This window comes from Microbispora bryophytorum (assembly GCF_006874465.1).
GTDB lineage: Bacteria > Actinomycetota > Actinomycetes > Streptosporangiales > Streptosporangiaceae > Microbispora > Microbispora bryophytorum.
In genome coordinates, this window is record NZ_VIRL01000014.1 from 203,019 (window position 1) to 226,287 (window position 23,269).

A 23,269-nucleotide genomic window follows, 5' to 3' on the forward strand; every position below is an offset into this window, starting at 1 on the left:
CATCACACGTGAGCGGGGCCCGCGCGGGACGTGACGGGCGGTCTGTCCGCCGCCGTCCCGCGCGGGCCCTGTAGCGCACTCTCCCTCTCTCGCTTACCCCCGGGATCGGGTGTCATGCGCGGTTCTTGCCCACCGGTTGCCGCGGTCGCCCGGTCAGCTCGTCAGCAGGCCGATGCCGAGGGTCAGCACGCCCGCCGCCAGGCAGAGCGCGCCCAGCCAGAGCAGCATGATCAGACGGTTCGGCCGGGTCACGTCCCGTCCGATGGACGACAGGAAGAACCCGGCGGACATCAGCACGGCGGCGGCCGGCACGCCGAGCCGGGCGATCCACAGGGTGGCGCCGCCGAGGCCGGTGGCGTCGACGAAGAGGAGGCACACCAGCCCCAGGGTGACCAGCACCCCCGCGTGCGCGTGGCCGGCACGGGCGAACGTCTGCTGGAAGGGCGTCATCGGCACCGCGCCGCGGACGATCCGGGTGAGGAACCACCCGCCGAACTCGATGGTCACGATGGTCAGCAGGACGACGCCGGCGATCACCTGGGTCGGCTGGCTGAGCTGCAGGGGGGTCATGGGATCTCCTGTCCGAACGTGATGGGGCGTACGGGGACGGCGGGGGGGGGGGGGGCGTCAGCGGCCGGTGTCCAGGGCGGTCTCGGGAAGGCCGAGTGCCCGCGCGAGCTCGGCCAGCTCCGCCTCGAACAGATCGCCCTTCTCGTCGCCGACGACTCGCGGAAGGCCGAGCGACTCCAGGCAGACCATTCCGTAGAGCCGCATCCAGCAGCGGGTGAAGGCGGCCGCGGCGGCCGTGGAGGGCATTGAGACCTCCAGGATCCGGACGAGCCGCTCGGCGAGCGGCTCGATCCGGGGCGCGCGAGGCCAGGGAGCGGGGGAGGCGCTGCCGTAGTCCCGCCAGGCTCCGGCGAAGATCTCTCCGAACAGCCTGCCCACCTGGCGGCGCGCGCGGCCGACCGCCTGGTTCTCCTCCTCCGGCGGGGACACGACCAGGGAGAGGTGGAACTCCCGGGGGTGCTCGACCCCCCAGCGCCGCAGCGCCCTGCTCGCGACCACGAGTCTGCCCGCCGTGTCCGCCTCGTCCACCTCGTCGGTCCTGGCGGCGATGAACTCGGTGAGCTCGTCCAGGATCGCCACGATGACCGCGTCGAGGAGGGCGCGGTGGCCGTCGAAGTAGCGGTAGACCCCGGGCGGGGTCATCCCCATCTCCCGAGCGACCGCCCGGATCGTCAGTGCTTCCGCGCCCTGGGTCGTCAGGATCTCGCGGCTCACCGCGATCAGCTCGCGCAGCGTGGCGTCGCGCACCCTCTGGCGTCGTGAAGGACCGGTCGTCGAGGACCCCTCCATCGGCCTGTCTCCCTTCTTGTGTTTACGCATGTTAACTCTAGCATCTTGCAGTAGCTGACGCGTTTATGCGACGCTGACGTTATCAACGTTCGCGGCAAATCGCCCGCCCGGCCCCTGGAGGCTCCCTTGACCACCGACTCCGGCACAGCGCTGCGCTCCAGACCCCCCGCCCCGGCAACCGCGCCCCTGGCCGGCGCCGCCGAGCGCGACCGTGCCGTCGAAGTGCTCGGCGACGCCTTCGGCGCCGGCTACCTGACCAAGGGGGAGTTCGACGAGCGTCTCGACGTCGCCACGCGAGCGCGGCACCGCACCGAGCTCGACGTCCTCCTCGCCGACCTGCCGGCCGAGCTGCGTACGTCGAGGGACCGGGCGCGGCGCCGGGCCCGCAAGGCCAGGGCGGCCAGGCTCGGCGTGCGCATCCACGCCGGCGTCTATGCCGGCACATCGCTTCTCATGGTGGCCGTCTGGCTCGCCGTCGGACGGGCCGCGGACGTCTGGTATCCGTGGCCGATCTGGCCCGTCCTGGGCTGGGGCATCGGAGTGCTCGGCCACGCCGTGCCCGTGACCCTGGCGGTCCGCGCCCGCGAACGCCGGGGGAAGACATTCAATTCAATCGCTTGACTTACCGCACCGATTCCGATGCGGTGGTGAGGGTGACGGAAAGGTTACGGGCCGAACGGGTCAGCGTGACCCGCGAGCGGATTCTGTCGGCGGCGGAGCGGCTGTTCGCCGAGCACGGCGTGTTCGCCGTGTCCAACCGGCAGGTCAGCGAGGCCGCGGGGCAGGGCAACAACGCCGCGGTCGGCTACCACTTCGGCACCAAGGCGGATCTCGTACGCGCGATCACCCGCAGGCACGCCGAGCCGGTCGATCGGATACGCGACCGGATGCTGGCCGACGTCGGCGACTCCGCCGACGTACGCGACTGGGTGGCCTGCCTGGTCCGCCCGGTCACCGAGCATCTGGCCGCGCAGGGCAACCCGACCTGGTATGCCCGCTTCCTCGCCCAACTGGTGACCGATCCCGCGCTGCGTGCGATCGTCGCCGAGGAGACGCACGCCTCGCTGCGACGGGCGGCGGACGGGTTAATCCGCTGCCTGCCCGAGCTGCCCGCCGAGGTCCGGGCGGAGCGCGGCGAGATGACGCGGCAACTGATCACGCACGTGTGCGCCGAACGCGAGCGTGCTCTCGCGGAAGGCGCCTCCACGTCCAGATCCAGCTGGCACGGCACTGCCACCGGGCTGATCGACGCGCTCGTCGGACTGTGGCTCGCGCCCGTTTCCCGGGATCGGTGAGTGTCACCTCGCCGGACGCACGCCCGCCTCGTCCTCGTGGTGGCCGACGAGGCCGAGCAGCCACCGTCCGGGCGCGGCCAGCCGGGCCCGGACCCCGTCGTGGAGCAGCAGCCAAGCGACCCAGCCGACGGCGAGCACGGCCCAGTACGAGATCAGCCGGTAGAGCGCGACGACGGCCACCGCCATGCTGCCGGTGACGCCCGCTCCGACGAACGTGGCGGCCATGCCGAGCTCGGTGACGCCGAGCCCGCCGGGGATGACCGCGACCGTCGCGGCGACCTTGCCCGCCACGTAGCCGAGCAGCACGGTGTGCGGCCCCAGCGCGACCCCCGCCGCCGCGCATACCGCGGCCAGGCAGGCCACGTCCATAAGCCAGTTGGCCAGCGCAAGAACAGCGAGGACCAGGCGGTCGCCGCCGGCGGGCCTGAGCGCGTCCCTGGCGGCGAGGATCCGTGGGGAGGCGCAGGAACGGTGCCCGCCGGGCCGCCGGCGCAGCCGCACCACCGCGACGGCGGCCGCCGCGACGGCGCCCAGCGCGATCAGCGCCGGGCCCCGGGTCGCGTCGCCGCCCAGCAGCGCGACCAGCCCCAGCACGGCGAAAGTGGCGGTCGAGTACACGGCACTGAGCACGAGCGTCGCCACCGACAGTGGTTTGGACGCACCGAGCCGGCCGAGCTCACGGATGGTGAAGGCGGCCGAGAGCACCGGCCCGGCGGGCAGGGAGCTGGACACGGCGTTGCGCGCGTACGTGACGGCCACGGAGCGCGGCCGGGTGAGCCTGACGCCGCCGCTCCTGAGCAGGCGGCGCAGCAGCCCCGCGAAGAGCCTCATCGAGAGGCCCTCGGCGACCACGGCGACGGCCAGCCAGCCCGGGTTCACGCCTCGAACCGACGCCCAGACCGCGTGCGGGTCGGGAATCCTGTCCCTGAGGGCGAACAGTGCGACTCCGGCCACGCCGACGACGGCGGCGCCTCTGAGCCGGCGCGCTGCGTGGGCGACGGAGGCAGGGGACATGCGCGGGTTCTCCGTTGCGCGATCGGGGTGGTGCGCGCCTAAATCAAGCGACTGACTTACGTTAGCATCGCGGTTTTCCCCGCTCAGGAGCGGATCCGGTCTTCGTGCTCCCGCTGCCGCAGCCGAGGTGGCGGGTGAGAACGGTGATCACGCCCGCTCCTTCTCCGCGGCGACGCGCTCGGCGTAGTAGCGCGCGGAGCGCTTCGGCGTCCTGCGGAGCGTGTCGTAGTCGACCCGGACGATGCCGAACCTGCGGTCGTAGCCGAATGCCCACTCGAAGTTGTCGAGCAGCGACCAGGCGAAGTAGCCGCGGACGTTCGCGCCGCGCGCGCGGGCCTCCAGCGTCGCGTCGATGTGCGCCCGCAGATACTCCGCCCGCTCGACGTCGTCCACGTAACCGTTCTCGTCGGGCACGTCGGCGTACGCGGCGCCGTTCTCGGTGATGTACCAGGCCGGACCGGGATACTCCCGTTCGAGGCGGAGCAGCAGATCCGTCAGCGCGGCGGGGGTGACCTCCCAGTCCATCGCGGTGCGCGGGACGTCGCGGCGCAGAGCCACCGGCGACGGCCAGCCGTTCTGACCCACCGGCCCGGCCTGTACGGCCTGCGAGGAGTAGTAGTTGACACCGAGCACGTCCAGCGGCTGCGCGATCAGCGCGAGGTCGCCGTCCCTGACCGGGAGCGGGCATCCCAGCTCGTCGAGCTTGTCCGCGATGTCGGCCGGATACTCACCCCGCAGCAGCGGGTCGAGGTACAGCCGGTTGTCGAACCCGTCCGCCCAGCGGGCGGCGGCGACGTCGGCCGGGGAGTCACTCGCGGGGATCTTGGGCGCGAGGTTGAGCGTGATGCCCACCTCCAGCCGGTCGGAGCGGCCGCTCGCCTCCGCCCTGTCGCGGATCGCCCGGGTCGCCAGCCCGTGTCCCAGCAGCAGGTGGTGGACGGCGGTCATCCCCGCGCGGGCGTCCTGGCGCCCCGGGGCGTGCTGGCCGGTCATATAGCCGAGGAAGGCCGAGCACCACGGCTCGTTCAGGGTCGTCCACTGGTCCACCCGGTCGCCCAGCGCGTCGTAGGCGATGGCCGCGTAGTCGGCGAAACGGTACGCGGTGTCGCGGCTCGGCCAGCCCCCCGCGTCCTCCAGGGCCTGGGGGAGATCCCAGTGATAGAGCGTCACCCACGGGCGGATGCCCTTGGCCAGCAACTCGTCGACGAGACGGTCGTAGAAGGCGATCCCCGCGGGGTTGCCCCCGCCGGTTCCGTCCGGCTGCACCCGGGGCCAGGCGAGGGAGAAGCGGTACACGTCCATCCCGAGTTCGGCCATGATCGCCACGTCCTCGGGCATGCGGTGGTAGTGATCGCACGCGACGGCTCCGGTGTCGCCGTCCGTCACCGTGCCAGGAGTCGCGCAGAAGGTGTCCCAGATGGACGGGGTGCGCCCGTCCTCGGCCACGGCGCCCTCGATCTGGTACGACGAGGTCGCCGTGCCCCACAGGAAGTTCGCATGCTGCGTCATCGGTCAGATTTCCTTCACGAAGGTAGTTATCAGGTCCCGGCCAGGCAGTGTGTCAGAACATCGAGCTCGGCGGACCGGCGCCTGACCTTCGAGCCGTCGATCACCCACACCGTCTCGCCGGAGGGACGTCGACGGCGTCCGGGCGCGTTCAAGCTTCGGTCGCGATGGGGTCGGTGACCCGTATCCATGGGTGCGTCCTGCCCGGCGGAAACGCCCTCCGCTTTCTATCGTGTCCCCTGAAGTGATCTCTGGTGCTGCCGCCCATGCTCTGGGCGTTGACATATTCGGGGGACGAGCATGCGACTCAGGCCGCTCGCGTTGGTTTCGGGAATCGCGCTCGGGTTGGCGGTGCTGACCGGTCCGGCCGCCACGGCCGCGGACACGACGGTGACCTTCACGGTCACCTCGGGTGCGTTGACGATCACGGCGCCCGCCGGTCCGGTGAGTCTGGGCAGTGCCCAAGCGGGCGGCACGGTCAGCGGGCCGATCGGCACGATCACGGTGACCGACGCCCGAGGCGGTGTGCCCACCTCGGACTGGACGGCGCGGGTGTCGTCCTCGGCCTTCGTGGGTCCGAGTGACACGGTCCCGGCCTCCGCGGCGACCTACACGCCGGGTCCCGGCTCGTTGGTCGTCGGCAACGGGACGCTGACGCCCGGCCCGGGCGGGACCCTGGACGTGCAGCGGGTCGCGATGACCTACACCGGCGGCACGGGCAACAGCCAGGCGGCCTGGCAACCGACCGTCTCCGTGAACATCCCGCTGGCGGCCGGTCTCGGCACCTACACCGGCACGGTGACGCACTCTGTTGCCTGATCGACTCATCGGCTGGGTCGCGGGCGTCCTGCTCGCCGTTCCGGGTGCGGGCACGGCAGGCGCGGCGCTCGCGGCCGTCCCGGGCCCCTCCGCCGTGGCCGCCGCGGCGGCCACGGATCGGGGGGACCCCGGGCAGGGGCTGGGCATCCGGCTGGTCGACGCACCCGTCGCCCGCCGCGCCGACCCCCGCGCGCTCAAAGGCGTGGTCGATCACCTCGATCCCGGCACCACCATCAAGCGGCGGATCGAGGTGTCCAACACCAGCGGCCACCGGATGCGCGTCTCGCTGTATCCGGCGGCGGCCGACATCCGCGGCCACGCGTTCGTCTTCGCCCCCGACCGGACCCCGAACGAACTGACGACCTGGACCAGCATCGCGCCCGCGGAGATCGACCTGGCCCCCGGGCAGGCACGCCGGGCCTGGTTCACCACCCGCGTGCCGTCCGCCGCGTGGAAGGGCGAGCGGTACGGGGTGATCTGGGCGCAGACCACCGCGGAGCCGGACGAGGCGCACAACATCGGCCTGGCCAGCCGGGTCGGCATCCGGATGTACCTCGACATCGGCCCGGGCGGCGAGCCGCCGTCCGACATGAGCATCGACCGTCTCACTCCGGAGCGGGACGCCACCGGCCGCCCGGTCCTGGCCGCTCAGGTGCACAACACCGGCGGCCGGGCCCTGGACCTGTCCGGCTCGCTGTCGCTGTCCGACGGGCCGGGCGGGCTGCGCGCCGGACCCTACCCGGCGCAGCTGGGCGTCGCGCTGCGCCCGGGCGAGACCGGGCGGCTGGCCGTCGTCATGGACGCACGGCTGCCTGAGGGCCCCTGGAAGGTGGACATGGTCGTGCAGAGCGGCCTGATCAAACGCGAGGTCTCCGCGACCCTCGTCTTCCCCAAGGCCGGTATCGGCCGGCCCGCCACCCCGTCCGGCGCGTCGCGGCTGATCCTCCCCTCGATCGTCGTCGCACTGGGTCTCGTGGCCGCCGGTGTCCTGACCTGGCGCCGCCGCAGGGCCGGATCCCATCCCGAACCCCGAAGGGCATAAATGCGCAGACGCACCAACCCCCTCGCCACCGCGATCGTCCTGGCCGCCGCCCTGCCCGCCCCCTCGGCGTCCGCGACTGTCGCACCGGCCACCTACGTCCTGGCCAGGGCGGGAGAGCTGACCATCACCGCTCCCGTCGCGGTGTCGCTGGGCAGCGGGCCACCTGGAAGCCAGCGCAGCACGCAGATGGGCACGGTGACGGTGACCGACCGCCGCGACCCCGGCTCGGGCGCATGGACGGCCACCGTCTCCTCGACCAACTACACCCGCACCACCGCGCCGGTGGTCACCATCGGCCGGGCCAACATGAGCTACTGGTCCGGCCCGGCGAGCGCCACCCAGGGTGGCGGGACCTTCATCCCCGGTCAGCCGACCGCCGCGAGCAGGGTCACCCTCGCCGCCCCGCGGACGGCGTTCTCCCACACCGCCGTGGCGGGGATCAACAACGCCAGCTGGAACCCCACCCTGGTGCTGTCGATCCCTTTCTCCGGTGTGACCGCCGGCACCTACACCGGCGTCGTCACCCACTCCGTCGCATGATCACGGCCACCGGCGAGATCGCCACAGTCGGACGATGTACGTCTCTCAGGGGTGATACAGCCACCTAGGACGCTCATACAACTTTCGTCCCGATTACAACTGCTGTATCCCCTTCTGTTGCGCTGCTCTGTGATCTTTGTGCGTGGTCGGGCCCGTCCTGCCGCCCGTACCCGCAGCAGCACTACTCACAGGGGGATGACACATTGGGTGCATTGCGCAAGGCCGCGGTCGTCGCGGTGCTCGGCGGCGTGATGGTCGCATTGCCGGGGATCGCCTCGGCCGACGCCGCCCACGGCAAGCCGGCCAACGGTCCTGGCAACGGCCCGGCCAACGGCCCGGCTAACGGCCCTGGCAACGGCCCCGGTCACGGGAAGCGCGTGCTCGACCTCCAGGCGCACCGGGGCGGCGCCGCGCTGATGTCGGAGAACACGATTCCGGCCTTCGCCAACGCGCTCGAACTCGGCGTGAGCACCCTGGAACTCGACATCGCGATCACCGAGGACGGCAAGGCGGTCGTCTCACACGACCGGCAGATCGACGGCCGCAAGTGCAAGGACACCGCTCCGGCTTTCAAGGGCGACCCGGAGTATCCGTACGCCGGCAAGTTCATCAAGGACCTGACCGTCAAGCAGATCAAGACCATGGACTGCGGCCAGACGCTGGAGGTCTGGCCCGGCCAGAAGCCCGCCACCGGGGCCCACATGGCGCTGCTGACCGAGGTCTTCGACCTGGTCAAGGCCTACAAGGCCAAGGACGTCATGATGAACATCGAGACCAAGTACGAGGTCGGGACGACCGAGACGCAGCCGCGTGAGATGTTCGTCCAGGAGGCCGCGAAGGAGATCCGCGAGGCCGGGATGCTCAAGCAGGTCACCATCCAGAGCTTCGACTGGGGCGCGCTCATGCGGATGCACCAGGTCGAGCCGCGGCTGCCCCTGGTGGCGCTGACCAACCCCGTCTACGACGGCATCCCCGGCCTCGAGATCTGGCTCGGCGGCATCAACCTCGCGGACTTCGGCGGCGACCCACTGAAGGCGATCAAGTCGTTCGGCGCGTCGGCGTTCTCGCCGCTGCCCGGCACCCCCGAGGGCGGCGAGGTGGGCGACGCCGACTACAAGCCCTACGTGACCAAGGCGCTGGTCGACGAGGCCCACCAGCTGGGCATCAAGGTCATCCCGTGGACCGTCGAGGAGAAGTCGACGATGAACGCGATGATCGACGCCGGCGTGGACGGCATCATCACCGACTACCCGGACCGTCTGCGCGAGGTCATGGCCGACCGGGGCCTTGAGCTGCCCAAGAGCTACCACCTGAAGAACCACGGGCACTGATCGCCGATCAGGATGATGGTGCCGTGGGCGACCGGGGCGTAGTCGTGCCATCCGCACCGGCCGGGATGCCTCATTGAGCACGGCCATCGTTGAGCACGGCCACCGTTGAGTACGGCCACTGTCGAGCCCGCCGTAGCGGAGCTCGGCGGTGGCCGCTCGATACCGGCGGGGGTCCGGTCGTGGTCTCGGAGTGATCGAGCGCACCGCCGGCCGCCTACTGCGGCGTACGCGGATGGTGCGGACCTTCGCAGGACGCGGCTGCAGAGAAGCGGGGCAACCATTGCCGGAGCATCGGCCTCCGGGCGACATAGACGCCGGAACCGAAAAAAGTGCGGGTCGAGATCGATCTCGACTCCGCACTTTCCGGCAATCCCCATTGGGGATCTGATCGGTGTCCGAGGGGGGACTTGAACCCCCATGCCCATCACTGGGCACTAGCACCTCAAGCTAGCGCGTCTGCCTATTCCGCCACCCGGACGTGGTGCCTCACGCAGGATCGTCATCCCGCGTCGGCTGATACAGGTTAGCACTCTCCCGGCCCTGCTTCATACCGGGAAAAGGCCCCACGCGGATGGCCGGAGCCCTGGGGGTGAACGTCACACCTGTACGGCGGCAGGATGGAGGCGCGAGCCGTACGACGGAAAGGCGGGGGGCCGCTGACCGGCCCGTCCCGCAGGAGGAGGCGTTATGACCCCACGCTACGGGGAGGACGAGGTCGCCGAGCTGTGCGGCGACCTGATCCGCATCGACTCGGTCAACGCGGGGGACAACGCGGGGCCCGGGGAACGCGAGGCCGCGGAGTACGTGGCCGGCAAGCTGTCGGAGGTCGGCCTGGAGCCGACGATCCTCGAGTCCGATCCCGGACGGGCGAACGTGGTCGCCCGGGTCGAGGGCACCGACCCGAGCAGGGACGCCCTGGTCCTCCACGGTCATCTGGACGTGGTGCCGTTCGACGCCGCCGACTGGACCCACCACCCGCTGAGCGGCGAGATCGCCGACGGCTGCGTCTGGGGCCGCGGGGCGGTCGACATGAAGAACATGGACGCGATGATCCTCGCCGTCGTGCGGCGGCGGCTGAGTGAGGGGCGCAGGCCGCCCAGGGACGTCGTCCTCGTCTTCACCGCGGACGAGGAGGCCGGGGGCCACTACGGCGCCCAGTGGCTGGCCGAGCGGCATCCTGAGGTCTTCGAGGGCTGCACCGAGGCCATCGGCGAGGTCGGCGGCTTCAGCGTGACCACCGAGAAGGGCCGGCTGTACCTGATCGAGGCGGCGGAGAAGGGCATCGCCTGGATGCGCCTGACCGCCAAGGGCAGGGCCGGGCACGGCTCGATGCTCAACGACGACAACGCCGTGACCGAGCTCGCCGAGGCGGTCGGCCGGCTCGGCCGCCACAGGTGGCCGGTGCGGCTCACGCCCACCGTGCAGGCGTTCTTCGAGGAGGTCTTCGGCACGGAGGTCAAGGCGGAGGACGCGGAGGCGGCGGTGGCCACCCTCGGGCCGCTCGCCCGGATGATCGGCGCCACTCTCCGCAACACGACCAACCCGACCATGCTCCAGGCCGGATACAAGGCGAACGTCATCCCCCAGATCGCGACCGCGCACGTGGACGGCAGGTTCCTGCCGGGATACGAGGACGAGTTCTTCCAGACCGTCGACGAGCTGCTCGGGCCGAACGTGACCAGGGACTTCGTCTATCACGACGTGGCGGTCGAGACCCCCTTCAAGGGCCCGCTGGTCAAGGCGATGGCCGACGCGCTGATCGAGGAGGACCCGGGCTCCCGGGCGGTGCCGTACACGCTGAGCGGCGGCACCGACCTCAAGGCGTTCAGCCGCCTCGGGATCAGCGGCTACGGCTTCGCGCCGCTGCGGCTTCCCGAAGACTTGGACTTCTCCGGGATGTTCCATGGCATCGACGAGCGTGTTCCGGTTGATTCGCTCCGGTTTGGCGTCAGGGTCCTTGACCGTTTCCTCGGATACTGCTGAGAAAGCCCTTGCGATCACATGCCGTGCCGCTACAGTGACTCTCCGTTGGGGGTTGGATCCGCACCGGGTTGACCCAGCGGACTGTTGACTCAGCGGTTTGGGGAGGTCGCGTGACGCGCACGTCGCAGGAGCAGCGGAGGGCGAATTCGCCCGCCGCTGTTCCCGATGTGCGCGTCACGTCTCCAGGCTCTGCGAAGCGGGGCCGGACGGCGCGGTTCGCGGCCGGCTCCCGTCTGGGCCGCCTGCTGGTCATCGGCGGGCTGATCGCCGCCGGATGGCTGCTCGGTGTGATCTTCGGTGTCTTCGGCACGGCGACGTCCGTGGCCGGGACGGCACCCTCACATGACGTCGCCGGGTCGGTTCTTCCCGATCGTCTCTCAGGTCCGGACCTCGGTCTGCCGCCCTTGCCGGGCGCGGCCGAGTCCCACGGGAAGAGCACCGACGGTTTCCCCACGGCGGCGGACGACGTCTCGGCGACCGCCGAGGCGATGGCGGGGCGCACGGTCGACGGGCTCACCAGCCAGTCGAAGCCTCTGCTCCCTCCGCCTTCCACCGCGGACCACGCGCCCGCAGACCAGGGCCTGGTCCCGCAGTCGAGCGGTGGAAACCTCCTGTTCGGGGATGTCGCGCGGGAAGTGTTCGAACCGCGCTTCACCAAGCTGCCCGCCCCACTGGCGGCGGTTGTTCCCCCGGTGGTCCGCACAGCGGCGGACGACCCGTCTTTCTCTCCTGACTGATCCCGCCTTCGTGCCGGTCCCCGTCGTACGGCGACCGGTGCCACCGCCTGCCCTCGCTCGTGGTGCCCGAGCGGCAGGCTCCCGCGGGTGACGCGGAATTTCCCATCCTCGTGACGTCCACGGCTCCGCTGTGCTCATGCGGCCTGGACACGCGTCGCGAGTTGTCAGGTAACCCCCCTAGAAAAACCACTAGGAGCATTTATCATGCGAACGTGGGCGAAGGGCTCAGCCTCCGCGGCGTTTCTGGCCGCCGGCGTCATGGCCCTTGGCAGTGGTACGGCCTTCGCCGACACCGACGGCAGTCACTCGGTGCTCGGCGGCAACCAGGTCGACATCCCGGTGACCCTGCCGATCGACATCAGCGGGAACGCGGTGGCGGTCGCCGGAGACTCCCGGGCCTCCTCCCAGGGCGGCGCGGCCGTGCAGGGCGCGGGCGTGGGCGCCGGGCAGAACAAGACCTCCGGAGCGGGCAGCATCCTCGGCGGCAACCAGGTCGAAGCGCCGATCAACGTCCCGGTCAACGCCTGCGGCAACGCGGTGTCGGTCATCGGCCGGTCGGACGCGAGCTGCCGCGGCGGCGCGGCCGTCAAGGGCTCGGGACGGCACGCGAGCGCGGGCGGCAACCGCACCAGCGGCGTGCACAGCATCGGAGGCGGCAACCAGGTCGTCGCGCCGATCACCGCGCCGATCAACCTGTGCGGCAACTCGATCGCCGTCTTCGGCAACGCCACCGCCGGATGCCGTGGCGGTGCCTTCGTCGGCGGCGGCCGTGACGTCGTCCGCGCCGGCGGCAACCGCACCAGCGGCCACGGCTCGATCCTGGGCGGCAACCAGGTGGTCGCGCCGATCACCGTGCCGGTCAACGTCTGCGGCAACTCCGTCGCGGTCATCGGTAAGGCGTTCTCGGGCTGCACCGGCGGCTCGTCCGTGGGCGGCTCCGGCGGCCACGGCGGTCACGGCCACGGCGGTCACGGACACGGCGGCCATGGTGGGTACGGCGGTCACCACGGAGGCGGTCACTGGCACCGTCCCGGCTCGACCGGCCACGACACCGACAGCCGCTACTCGGTCGGCAGCGGCACCCAGGTGGTCACCCCGATCACCACGCCGGCCGACGTGTGCGGCAACGGCTCGGGTAGCTGCCACGGCGGCTCCACGCCCGGTCACGGCGGTCACGGTCGCCACGGCGGGTACGGCGGCGGCGCAGGCGGCAACCGCACCAGCGGGGTGCACAGCGTCGGTGGCGGCAACCAGGTGGTCGCCCCGATCAAGGCTCCGATCAACGTCTGCGGCAACGCCGTCGCGATCATCGGCCACGCTTTCGCGGGTTGCCGCGGCGGCGCGACCGCGATCAGCGGCTGGAGCAAGCACGGCGGCCGGGGCGCGGGCGGCAACGTCACGTCCGGCCACGGCTCGATCCTGGGCGGCAACCAGATCGTCGCGCCGATCACGGCTCCGATCAACATCTGCGGCAACGCGGTGTCGGTCATCGGCAAGTCCCAGGCGGGCTGCCGGGGCGGCGCATCGGTCCTCGGCGGTGGCGTCGGCGCGGGCGGCAACATCACCTCGGGCAAGCACGGGATCCTCGCGGGCAACCAGATCGTCGCCCCGATCACCGCGCCGATCAACATCTGCGGCAACTCGGTGGCCGTGCTCGGCGACGCCGCCGCAGGGTGCCTGGGCGGCGCCCAGGTGGGCGGCGGCTGGAAGAGCCACGGCCACTGGGCCCACCAGCACAAGGCCGCCCGCGGTGGGGCCATGCCCGCCATGCCGGGCGCGTCGGTGCTGTCGGGCAAGCACACCGTGCAGCCGATGAGCGCCGCCGCCACTCCCTCCGCTCCGGTCGTCGGCGATCTGCCGAACATGCTCGGCCTGCCGGAGACGCCGAGCCTGCCCGCCGCGCCCGCCGCGAAGGGCAAGAAGGCCGGTAGCACGCTCGACGGCGCGACCAGCTCGCTGCCCACCACCAAGACGCTGGAGGACGCGACCGCCTCGCTGCCCGTCGCCGACACGGCGCGCAACCTCCCGACCGGCGACCTCGGGAAGAGCGCCGGCGTGCTGCCGCTGGACAAGCTGAGCGGGCTCAAGCTGATGAGCGCCGAGCAGCCGGTCGGCCTGACCGGGATGAACCCGGCGTCGTTCCTCGCACTGGCCCTCGGCGCCATGTTCGCCGCCTCGGCGAGCCTGTTCGCCGTCACCCGCCGCTTCCGGTTCGGCCGCAAGTAGTCGTACGGCCGCGCGTGACGGCACGGGAACACCTCCGGCGGCGACGGCCGTACGGAAGTGATCCGGCGGCGCGCGGCTGACGGAGGCGAGGGATATCACTCGCCCGCGCCAGGGAGCGTCTGCCAGATGCTCCCGGCGCGGGCGACCAGGACGCCCCCCACCACCAGTGGAGGGGGCACGAACGCTTTGCCCGTTCCGGGGGCGCGGCCCGGGGCGGGCAAAGCTCTTTTGTCGGGTACTGTTTCGGGACAGATGGAGCACCCACGGTCATGGCGTCGACGACACCGCGGATGGGCAAAGCCCTTTTGACCGTGGCGTCCGCGTCCTCGGAGGCTCACATGGTCCGGGCGGCCCGTATGATCTTCCGACGCAGCCGGACGCGCCTGCTGCCGTCGGGATAAAGGCGTAGCCGCTCCAGTTCCCAGTCTCCGTGCTCGGCATGCTCTGTGAGCATCTGCCTCGCCACCTCACGAGGGGTGCCGCGAGGGAGATACAGGTCCAGATAAGAGTAGTCGAGCACAGCCATTGGTCTCCGGGGCGTGCTAGGGAACTCGATGGGCTCTATTCTGCGTCTCCGTGGATAACAGCGCCAGGCGGGTTACATTCCCGGACACAACCGGGTAGCCCGGGGGGGAGGAACGTGCGGCGGCAGGTACCGTCAAAGCGGCGCCTCGTCGGCGCCCCACGGGGGTAAGCGCCCCCGGCCCGGACGACGAGGGTGTCATGAGCCGGGAGTACGAAGCCCGGCAGTACGGGGAATGACAGCGGACAGCGAGGTAGGAAGCAGCGTGCCAGCCAACAACGGCAACGCCGGCGGAACCCGCCTGGTGATCGTGGAATCGCCCGCGAAGGCGAAGACGATCGCCGGGTACCTCGGGCGCGGCTATATCGTCGAGTCGAGCATCGGACACATCCGCGATCTTCCGGAGAAGGCCGATGACATCCCGGAGAAGTACAAGAGCGAGGCATGGGCCCGCCTCGGGGTGAACGTCGACCACGAGTTCGAGCCGCTCTACGTCGTGAACCCGGACAAGAAGTCGCAGGTGTCCAAGCTCAAGCAGCTTCTCAAGGAAGCCGACGAGCTCTACCTCGCCACCGACGAGGACCGGGAGGGCGAGGCCATCGCCTGGCACCTGCGCGAGGTGCTCAAGCCCAAGATCCCGGTGCACCGCATGGTGTTCCACGAGATCACCCCCCACGCGATCAGGGACGCGGTCTCCAACCCCCGCGACCTCAACCTCCGCCTGGTCGACGCCCAGGAGACCCGGCGCATCCTCGACCGCCTCTACGGCTACGAGGTCAGCCCGGTCCTGTGGAAGAAGGTCAAGCCGCGGCTTTCCGCCGGTCGTGTCCAGTCGGTCGCCACCAGGCTGGTGGTGGAGCGCGAGCGGGAGCGCCTGGCGTTCACCGCCGCCAACTACTGGGACCTGCAGGCGCTGTTCGACACCGGCCGGGCGGGCGACGACACCCGGACGTTCTCCGCCACGCTGACCGGCGTGGACGGCAGGCGCGTGGCCCAGGGCCGCGACTTCGCCTCCACCGGCAGGCTGAAGAACTCCGACGTCCTCCACCTCGACGAGGCCGCCGCGACGGCCCTCGCCGGCCGTCTGGAGGGCGTGTCCTACGCCGTGCGGTCGGTCGAGCGCAAGCCGTACACGCGCAAGCCGTACGCGCCGTTCCGGACCACGACGCTGCAGCAGGAGGCGAGCCGCAAGCTGGGCTTCTCCGCCAAGTACACGATGCAGGTGGCCCAGCGGCTGTACGAGAACGGCTACATCACCTACATGCGTACCGACAGCATCACGCTGTCGGAGACCGCCGTCACCGCCGCCCGCAGCCAGGCGGTCAAGCTGTACGGTTCGGCGTACGTGCCGGACAAGCCGCGCGTCTACACGAGCAAGGTGAAGAACGCCCAGGAGGCGCACGAGGCCATCCGGCCGTCCGGCGAGGAGTTCCGGACGCCGGGCGAGACCGGCCTGTCCGGGGACATGTTCCGGCTGTACGAGCTGATCTGGCAGCGTACGGTCGCCTCCCAGATGAAGGACGCGGTCGGCGAGTCGGTGTCGGTCAAGGTCGGCGGCGCGTCCAGCGCCGGCGAGAACGTCGAGTTCAGCGCCACCGGCCGGACGATCACCTTCCATGGCTTCCTCAAGGCGTACGTGGAGGGCGCGGACGACCCCGCGACCGACCGGGACGACTCGGAGAAGCGCCTGCCCACGCTGACCGAGGGCGACCGGCTCACGGCGGCCGAGCTGACCGCGCTCGGGCACTCGACCAAGCCGCCCGCACGGTACACCGAGGCGTCGCTGGTCAAGGAGCTGGAGGATCGGGAGATCGGGCGGCCGTCGACGTACGCGTCGATCATCGGAACGATCCTCGACCGGGGCTACGTGTTCAAGAAGGGCACCGCCCTGGTGCCGTCGTTCCTCGCGTTCGCCGTGGTCAACCTGCTCGAACAGCACTTCGGCAACCTGGTCGACTACGACTTCACGGCCGACATGGAGAAGGTCCTCGACGACATCGCCAACGACCGCGCTGAGCGGGTGCCCGAGCTGCACCGGTTCTACTTCGGCGGCGGAGACGGTGACGAGGGCCTGAAGGAGATGGTCACCGACCTCGGCGAGATCGACGCCAAGGAGATCAGCTCGTTCCCGATCAGGGGGACGGACATCCTGATCAGGGTCGGCCGCTACGGGCCCTACCTCGACCGCGACGGCGCCCGGGTGAACATCCCCGAGGACATGGCGCCGGACGAGCTGACTGCCGAGAAGGCCGAGGAGCTGTTCTCGCGCCCGAGTGGCGACCGCGAGCTGGGCGTCGACCCGGCGACCGGCCGCACAATCGTGGCCAAGGACGGCCGTTTCGGCCCGTACGTCACGGAGATCCTGCCCGAGGAGCCCGCGCCGGCCGACGGAAAGAAGCGGACGAAGAAGGCCGACGCACCCAAGCCGCGGACCAGCTCGCTGTTCAAGACGATGTCCCTCGACACGATCACCCTGGAGCAGGCGCTGAAGCTGCTCCAGCTGCCCAGGGTCGTCGGCGCGATCGACGGCGAGGAGGTGACCGCGCAGAACGGCAAGTTCGGTCCCTACATCAAGAAGGGCACCGACTCGCGCTCGCTGACCTCGGAGGAGGACCTGCTCACGGTCACCATCGAGCAGGCCAAGGAGCTGTTCGCGCAGCCGAAGGCCCGCGGACGCGGCCGCGCCGCCGCCGCGCCGCCCCTGCGTGAGCTGGGTGAGGACCCGAACTCCAAGAAGCCGATCGTGGTGAAGGAGGGCCGCTTCGGCCCCTATGTCACCGACGGCGAGACCAACGCGTCGCTGCGCAAGGGCGACACGGTCGAGGACATCACGCTGGAGCGGGCGGCGGAGCTGCTGGCCGAGCGGCGGGAGCGGGCGCCCGCCCCCAAGCGGGCGCCTCGGGCCAGGACCGCCGCGAAGAAGCCCGCCGGGAAGCCCTGACCCCGGTCCGCGCGTCCCGCCGTCCCGTCAGGGCAGGGCGGCGGGTGTGGTGACGTGCCCGGGCGCGGCTTCGTCGTGCCGCCGCGTCTGTCCACAGCCGGCCCCCGGCTGTGGACGACGGACGCGGCTGCCGGCGTGAGCTCGTAGCATCGTCGTGAGCCGGCCCTTGATCGCCAGCCGGTCGAGGGGAGTTCTCGTGGGGTTCGTCGGCATGATTGTGGTGGCCGTCGTCGTTGTGCACGGCTATCTGTGGTGGCGGCTCGTCAGGGCGTCGACGACGCCGGGATCGCGTTCGCGCCGGGTGCTGACGTGGGTGCTCGTGATCCTGGCCGCCGTGATGGTGGTGACATTCGGCGGGAGCCGGCTCGGCCTCGGCATGGACGTGGAGCGGGTCGTCGCCTGGCCCGGCTACCTGTGGCTGGCCGTGATGTTCTACCTGTTCGTGTTCGGCCTGGTCATGGAGGTGCCCCGGGCGGTCGCGACGTTCGTGACGTCCAGGCGCCGTCGTGCGGCCGAAACCGCGGCCCCGGCCGGCCGGGCCGAGGGGGAGACGGCGCCGGTGGACGAGGTGGTCCTCGCCGGAGCCGCGGCCGGGGGAGGCCCTGCCGCTCACGGCACGGCCACGACAGGCAGGCCGGCGGCGGAGGGGGCCGCGGCGGACGCCCCGGCGATCGACCGCCGGCTGTTCATCTCCCGTACGGCCTCCGCGGTCGTGACCGTGGGAGCGCTCGCGACCGTGGGGTACGGCGCGAGCCGGGCCCTGGGCGATCCGGTGATCGAGCGGGTGCCGATCCGCCTGCCCCGGCTCGACCCCCGGATGAGCGGGCTGCGCATCGCGGTCGTCAGCGACATCCACCTCGGCCCGCTGAGCGGCCGCGGGCACACCGAGCGGATCGTCCGGATGATCAACGGTCTGCAGGCCGACGCGGTGACGATCGTGGGTGACCTGGTGGACGGCACGGTCGCCGAGCTCGGCCGTCTCGCCACCCCCCTCGGGTCCCTCGAATCCCGCTATGGCGCGTATTTCGTGACCGGCAACCACGAGTACTACACCGCCGGCGGCCCCCAGGAATGGATCGAGGAGTTGCGCTCGCTGGGCGTCCGGCCGCTGCTCAACGAGCGGGTCGAGATCCGGCACGCGGGAGCCGTACTGGACCTCGCGGGCGTCAACGACCTCAACGGCGTGCCGTCGGGCGACGGCCCGGACCTCGACCGGGCGCTCGGGGGCCGCGACGCGAACCGGCCCGTCGTGCTCATGGCCCACCAGCCCGTCCAGGTGACGCAGGCCGCCGCGCACGGAGTCGATCTCCAACTGTCCGGGCACACCCACGGCGGGCAGATGGCGCCGTTCAACCTGCTCGTGCCGCTGCAGCAGCCCGTGGTGGCGGGGCTGGCGAGCGTGCCGCGCACGGGTGGCGGCGACACGCAGGTCTACGTGACGCGGGGTGCGGGCTTCTGGGGGCCGCCGGTCCGGGTGGGCGCGCCGCCCGAGATCACCCTCATCGAGCTGCGCGCCTGACCGCTCCGGATCGCCGGAAGCGGAACCGGGCAGAGCATTGGTGCCATCTCGACAGCGAGGACGAGGCGGACGTAATACCCTCAGGCGACGGGCAGGCCCCAGTGGCACGCTCGTCCGTCTCCCAAGCCCAGCGAGCACCTGGATACGCTGACATCATGAGCACCCCTGGCCGGGCCGCCGCGCGCCGCAAGCAGCCGCACGTGCTGGCGAACGCGCCGTTCCGCAGGCTGTGGACGGCGATGGCGACGTGCAGCCTCGGCGACTGGCTCAACATCATCGCGCTGACCGCCCTGGCCGGTAATCTGACCGCAGGATCTGGTTTCCAGGCGCAGAGCCTCGCCATCGGCGGCGTCTTCGTCGCCAAGATGCTGCCCGCGATCCTGCTCGGCCCGCTCGGCGGCGCGGTGGCCGACCGGTTCGACCGCAGGCTGACGATGGTCGTCGCCGACCTCGCCAGGTTCGCGGTGGTGCTGTCGATCCCGCTGGTCGGCAACTACCAGTGGGTGATCATCGCGACGTTCCTCGTCGAATGCGTGAACCTCTTCTGGGTGCCGGCCAAGGACGCCACCGTGCCCAACCTCGTGCCGAAGGAACGGCTCGAAGAGGCCAACCAGCTCAACCTCCTCGTCACGTACGGCACCGCGCCCGTGGCCGCGGCGCTGTTCGCGGTCGTGTCGGGCGTGGTCACGACGATCTCGGCGGCCGCTCCGTCGTTCGACGTCGCGGCCACCAGCGTCGCGCTGTACGCGAACGCGCTGGCCTACCTGGCCTCCGCCGTGATGGTCTTCACGCTGCGGGCCATTCCGAAGAACCACGTCAGGCACGTGTCGGCGCCCTCGGTGCTCCGGCAGATCACCGAGGGATGGCGGTTCGTCGGCGGCAACCGCGTCGTGCGCGGGCTGATCATCGGCATGCTCGGGGCGTTCGCCGCCGGAGGCGCCGTCGTCGGCGTCGCCAAGGCGTACGTGCAGGCCCTGGGCGGCGGTGACGCGGGGTACGGCGCCGTGTTCTGCGCCGTCTTCCTCGGCATGGCGTTCGGCATGTTCTTCGGCCTGCGGCTGCTGAAGGGCCTGTCCAGGCGGCGGCTGTTCGGGCTGTCGATCGTGCTCGCGGGGCTGACGCTGGCCGCCGTCGCGCTCATCCAGAACCTGGTCGTCGTGGTCGTGCTGACCGTGATGCTGGGCGCCTGCGCCGGCATCGCCTGGATCATCGGCTACACGATGATCGGCCTGGAGGTGGAGGACGGGCTGCGCGGCCGCACGTTCTCCTTCCTGCAGTCGCTGGCCAGGGTGGTGCTGCTGCTGGTCGTGGCGGTGGCCTCGACGCTGGCCGCGCTGTTCGGCACGCACGCCGTCGGGGTCGCCGGGATCAGCTACCGCTTCGACGGCACGAACCTCGTGCTGCTCCTGGGCGCGCTGCTGGCGATCGCCGTCGGGGTGGTCGCGCTGCGGCACATGGACGACCGGCCGGGGATTCCCATCGGGGTCGACCTGCTGACCGCCCTGCGCGGGCGGCGGTTCGTGCCGGAGGAGGCGGACCTCGAACGCGGTCTGTTCATCGCCTTCGAGGGCGGAGAGGGCTCGGGCAAGACCACCCAGTCGCGGCTGCTCGCGATCTGGCTGCGCGACCAGGGCTTCGACGTCGTGCAGACCCGCGAGCCGGGCTCGACCAAGGTCGGCATGCGGTTGCGGGCGATCCTGCTCGACGCCGCCCACCAGGGACTGTCGCCGCGGGCCGAGGCCATGCTGTACGCCGCCGACCGGGCCGAGCACGTGGAGAAGGTCATCAGGCCCGGCCTGCAGCGCGGCTCGACGGTGATCTCCGACAGGTACGTGGACTCGTCGCTGGCCTACCAGGGCGCGGGGCGGTCGCTCGACCAGGAGGACGTCGCGAGGATCAACAAGTGGGCGACTGGCGGGCTCGTCCCCGACCTGACCGTGCTCATCGACGTGCCGCCCGCGGTCGGGCTGCGGCGGATGGCCTCGCCCGCCGACCGCATCGAGGCCGAGCCGCTGGAGTTCCACGAGCGGGTGCGGCGGGAGTTCCGGGCGCTGGCGGCGGCCGACCCCGACCGCTACCTCGTGGTGGACGGCACGCTCGACCAGCGGGAGGTGACGCACCTGATCCAGGACCGGGTGCGGGAGATCCTGCCCGACCCGGTGCCGCAGGAGGCCGAGGAGGCCACCGGCACGATGCCCGCCATCCGCGACTTCGGATAGCCGCACATGACCGTTTTCGGGGATCTGATCGGGCAGGACCGGGCGATCGACGTGATGCGGCGGGCCACGTCGGCCGCCGCGGAGGCCATCGCCGGAGGGCGCGGCGCGGGCATGACCCACGCCTGGCTCTTCACCGGGCCGGCCCTGCGGACCGCGGCCGCCACGGCGTTCGCGGCCTCGCTGCTCTGTCCCGATCAGGGGTGCGGCCACTGCGACGCCTGCCATCATGTCGAGGTCGGCTCGCACCCGGACGTCACGTTCGTCCGGCCCGAGGGACTGTCGTACAGCGTGCGGCAGACGCGCGAACTCGTGCTCAAGGCGGCGGGGGCGCCCACGCTCGGCCGGTGGCGGATCGTGCTGTTCGAGGACGCCGACCGGGTGACGGAGGCGGCGGCCAACGCGCTGCTCAAGGCCATCGAGGAGCCGCCGCCGCGGACCGTGTGGCTGCTGTGCGCGCCCTCCCCGGACGACATGATCATCACGATCCGCTCGCGCTGCCGGGTCGTGACGCTGGGCATGCCCTCCACCGAGGCGGTCGCGAACGTGCTGGTGACCCGCGACGGGGTGCCCCACGACGTGGCGCTCGACGTCGCGCGGGCGGCTCAGGGGGACATCGGCCGGGCGCGGCGGCTCGCGCTGGACGAGGAGGCGCGGCGCAGGCGCGACGACGTGCTGTCGATCCCCCGCGCGCTGACCGGTGTGGCGGAGTGCATCGCTGCCGCCGAGCGGCTGGTGAAGACCTCCACCGCGGACGCGGACGCGGCCACGACCGCGTTGAACGACGTCGAGACCGCCGAGCTGCGCAAGGTCTACGGCGAGGGCTCCTCCGGCAAGGGGCTCAACAAGGGCCTCGTGCGCGGCGGCGCGGGAGCGCTCAAGGAGCTCGAGACCATGCAGAAGTCGCGGGCGACCCGCGTCAAGCGCGACTCCCTCGACCTCGCGCTGCTCGAACTCGTGGCGTTCTACCGCGACGTGCTGGCCGTGCAGTTCGGGGCCCCGGTCGAGCTGGTCAACGAGGACCGCAGGCACGAGGTGGAGGCCGTGGCGCGCTCGTCGGCTCCCGAGCAGACGCTCCTCCGTACGGACGCGATCATGAAGTGCCGGGAGCGGCTGGCGGCCAACGTGAACCCGCAGATCGCGGTCGAGGCCATGACTCTCGCGCTCCGCTCGCCCGCTTAGGACGGAACGCTCGATGACTGCCGGTGCCGTACGGCACGTATGGTGGGTTCGGACGCGTTAGCCGTACGGATCGAGGAGGGCCGGCGCTTGGGCATGATGATGGCCGTGAGCTTCACCCGCTACGGACGGCTCTACTACCTCGATCCGGGCGGCCACTCTCCCAAGGTGGGTGACAAGGTCCTCGTGCCGACCGACTCCGGACCCGAGGTCGCCGAGTGCGTGTGGGCGCCGCAGTACGTGAGTGAGGACGTCGACGGCCTGCCCGTCTGTCAGGGCATCGCGGCCGAGGAGCACCTGACCCGGGACGAGAGCAACCGCCGCCGCAGGGCGGAGGCCCGCAGCGTGTCCAAGCGTCTGATCAAACGGCACGAGCTGCCGATGAAGGTGGTCGGCGTCGACTACCTGGACGCCGACAACGTCTACACCGTCTACTTCTCCGCCCCCCACCGGGTCGACTTCCGGGCGCTCGTGCGCGACCTGGCCCGCAACCTGCGTGCCCGGGTCGAGCTGCGGCAGATCGGCCCGCGTGACGAGGCCAGGCTCCAGGGCGGCATCGGCCCCTGCGGGCGTGACCTGTGCTGCGCGACGTTCCTCAAGGACTTCGAGCCGGTCTCGGTGCGGATGGCCAAGGATCAGGACCTGCCGGTCAACCCGCTCAGGATCGCGGGCGCCTGCGGCCGGCTGATGTGCTGCCTGAAGTACGAGCACCCGCTCTACCAGGAGTTCCGGGCGTCGGCGCCGCGTACGGGCCTCGCGGTGGACACCCCGCAGGGCCCGGGCACGGTGGTGGGGCACAACGTGCCGTCCGACTCCGTCATCGTCCGCCTCAACGAGGGCGGCCGCCGCTGCGCCTGCTCCAAGGCCAGCGTCTGCGCCCCGCGCAAGCAGCATGACGCGATGTACGGCGAAACTGAGACGGTGGCCGAGAGCGACCCGAGTACCTGACCATCAACGATGATCGTCGAACTCTCCGACGGGTGCGCCATCGAAGATCTCTCCGATGCTGCCTGTACCCCAGCATGCCCGGAGGTGCGCA

At 71.2% G+C, this 23,269-nt stretch carries 19 protein-coding genes and 1 tRNA gene; 14 read left to right on the forward strand and 6 right to left on the reverse strand.

All coding sequences use genetic code 11. From position 1 onward, the window contains the following. Window positions 1-153 precede the first annotated feature (153 nt). Window positions 154-570, reverse strand: a complete 417-nt coding sequence (locus FLX07_RS24165) for a hypothetical protein (RefSeq protein WP_142573630.1) — start codon at window positions 568-570, stop codon at window positions 154-156. Between the two features lie 57 nt (window positions 571-627). Then, window positions 628-1,389, reverse strand: coding sequence for a TetR/AcrR family transcriptional regulator (locus FLX07_RS24170; RefSeq protein WP_142573632.1), 762 nt, complete (start codon window positions 1,387-1,389; stop codon window positions 628-630). Window positions 1,390-1,485: 96 nt separating this feature from the next. Here FLX07_RS24170 and FLX07_RS24175 point away from each other — a divergent pair, with 96 nt between their 5' ends. Together FLX07_RS24175 and FLX07_RS24180 are read left to right on the forward strand one after the other, a co-directional pair. Next, a complete protein-coding gene (locus FLX07_RS24175; protein WP_208762358.1) occupies window positions 1,486-1,980 on the forward strand; it encodes a DUF1707 domain-containing protein in 495 nt (164 codons plus the stop codon). A 26-nt stretch (window positions 1,981-2,006) separates the two neighbouring features. Then, window positions 2,007-2,654, forward strand: coding sequence for a TetR/AcrR family transcriptional regulator (locus tag FLX07_RS24180; RefSeq protein WP_373292447.1), 648 nt, complete (start codon window positions 2,007-2,009; stop codon window positions 2,652-2,654). A 3-nt stretch (window positions 2,655-2,657) separates the two neighbouring features. Here the strand turns inward: FLX07_RS24180 and FLX07_RS24185 are convergent, their stop codons facing one another. Together FLX07_RS24185 and FLX07_RS24190 are read right to left on the reverse strand one after the other, a co-directional pair. Continuing rightward, window positions 2,658-3,668, reverse strand: a complete 1,011-nt coding sequence (locus tag FLX07_RS24185; protein ID WP_142573636.1) for a lysylphosphatidylglycerol synthase transmembrane domain-containing protein — start codon at window positions 3,666-3,668, stop codon at window positions 2,658-2,660. A 147-nt stretch (window positions 3,669-3,815) separates the two neighbouring features. Beyond that, window positions 3,816-5,177, reverse strand: coding sequence for a GH1 family beta-glucosidase (locus FLX07_RS24190; RefSeq protein WP_142573638.1), 1,362 nt, complete (start codon window positions 5,175-5,177; stop codon window positions 3,816-3,818). Between the two features lie 297 nt (window positions 5,178-5,474). On the opposite strand from FLX07_RS24190, the gene FLX07_RS24195 reads away from it, so the two are divergent. The 4 genes from FLX07_RS24195 to FLX07_RS24210 all read left to right on the forward strand — a co-directional run bounded on the left by FLX07_RS24195 (window position 5,475) and on the right by FLX07_RS24210 (window position 8,906). Further along, window positions 5,475-5,993 carry a hypothetical protein gene (locus tag FLX07_RS24195; protein ID WP_142573640.1) on the forward strand — a complete coding sequence of 173 codons (519 nt, stop codon included), beginning with the start codon at window positions 5,475-5,477 and terminating at the stop codon, window positions 5,991-5,993. Then, window positions 5,986-7,035, forward strand: coding sequence for a hypothetical protein (locus tag FLX07_RS24200; protein ID WP_142573642.1), 1,050 nt, complete (start codon window positions 5,986-5,988; stop codon window positions 7,033-7,035). Before FLX07_RS24195 ends, FLX07_RS24200 begins: the two co-directional genes overlap by 8 nt. Continuing rightward, on the forward strand, window positions 7,036-7,575 hold the full coding sequence (locus tag FLX07_RS24205) for a hypothetical protein (RefSeq protein ID WP_142573644.1): 540 nt from the start codon (window positions 7,036-7,038) through the stop codon (window positions 7,573-7,575). A gap of 212 nt (window positions 7,576-7,787) precedes the next feature. Next, window positions 7,788-8,906, forward strand: coding sequence for a glycerophosphodiester phosphodiesterase family protein (locus FLX07_RS24210; protein WP_223853718.1), 1,119 nt, complete (start codon window positions 7,788-7,790; stop codon window positions 8,904-8,906). 392 nt (window positions 8,907-9,298) lie between these two features. Here the strand turns inward: FLX07_RS24210 and FLX07_RS24215 are convergent. Further along, window positions 9,299-9,384: transfer RNA gene (locus FLX07_RS24215), tRNA-Leu, on the reverse strand. 209 nt (window positions 9,385-9,593) lie between these two features. Here FLX07_RS24215 and FLX07_RS24220 point away from each other — a divergent pair. The 3 genes from FLX07_RS24220 to FLX07_RS24230 all read left to right on the forward strand — a co-directional run bounded on the left by FLX07_RS24220 (window position 9,594) and on the right by FLX07_RS24230 (window position 13,852). Then, entirely contained in the window at window positions 9,594-10,889 is a 1,296-nt protein-coding gene (locus FLX07_RS24220; RefSeq protein WP_142573645.1) for a M20/M25/M40 family metallo-hydrolase, read from the forward strand. A 110-nt stretch (window positions 10,890-10,999) separates the two neighbouring features. Continuing rightward, window positions 11,000-11,626 (forward strand): hypothetical protein, encoded by a 627-nt coding sequence (locus FLX07_RS24225; protein ID WP_142573647.1) that lies wholly within the window; start codon window positions 11,000-11,002, stop codon window positions 11,624-11,626. A gap of 204 nt (window positions 11,627-11,830) precedes the next feature. Continuing rightward, window positions 11,831-13,852: a chaplin family protein gene (locus tag FLX07_RS24230; RefSeq protein ID WP_142573649.1), complete on the forward strand. Its 2,022-nt coding sequence runs from the start codon at window positions 11,831-11,833 to the stop codon at window positions 13,850-13,852. A gap of 334 nt (window positions 13,853-14,186) precedes the next feature. On the opposite strand, the gene FLX07_RS24235 is transcribed toward FLX07_RS24230, so the two are convergent. After that, entirely contained in the window at window positions 14,187-14,378 is a 192-nt protein-coding gene (locus tag FLX07_RS24235) for a DUF5703 family protein (protein WP_220499497.1), read from the reverse strand. A 232-nt stretch (window positions 14,379-14,610) separates the two neighbouring features. Here FLX07_RS24235 and topA point away from each other — a divergent pair, with 232 nt between their 5' ends. From topA to FLX07_RS24260, 5 genes are all read left to right on the forward strand, one after another. Further along, window positions 14,611-17,316 carry a type I DNA topoisomerase gene (gene topA, locus FLX07_RS24240; protein WP_142573651.1) on the forward strand — a complete coding sequence of 902 codons (2,706 nt, stop codon included), beginning with the start codon at window positions 14,611-14,613 and terminating at the stop codon, window positions 17,314-17,316. 154 nt (window positions 17,317-17,470) lie between these two features. Further along, on the forward strand, window positions 17,471-18,835 hold the full coding sequence (locus tag FLX07_RS24245) for a metallophosphoesterase (protein WP_229689496.1): 1,365 nt from the start codon (window positions 17,471-17,473) through the stop codon (window positions 18,833-18,835). Between the two features lie 155 nt (window positions 18,836-18,990). Next, window positions 18,991-21,054 carry a dTMP kinase gene (tmk, locus tag FLX07_RS24250; protein ID WP_142573653.1) on the forward strand — a complete coding sequence of 688 codons (2,064 nt, stop codon included), beginning with the start codon at window positions 18,991-18,993 and terminating at the stop codon, window positions 21,052-21,054. A gap of 6 nt (window positions 21,055-21,060) precedes the next feature. Next, window positions 21,061-22,233, forward strand: coding sequence for a DNA polymerase III subunit delta' (locus FLX07_RS24255; RefSeq protein WP_142573655.1), 1,173 nt, complete (start codon window positions 21,061-21,063; stop codon window positions 22,231-22,233). A 93-nt stretch (window positions 22,234-22,326) separates the two neighbouring features. After that, window positions 22,327-23,178 (forward strand): PSP1 domain-containing protein, encoded by an 852-nt coding sequence (locus FLX07_RS24260; RefSeq protein ID WP_142573725.1) that lies wholly within the window; start codon window positions 22,327-22,329, stop codon window positions 23,176-23,178. Window positions 23,179-23,269 lie beyond the last annotated feature (91 nt).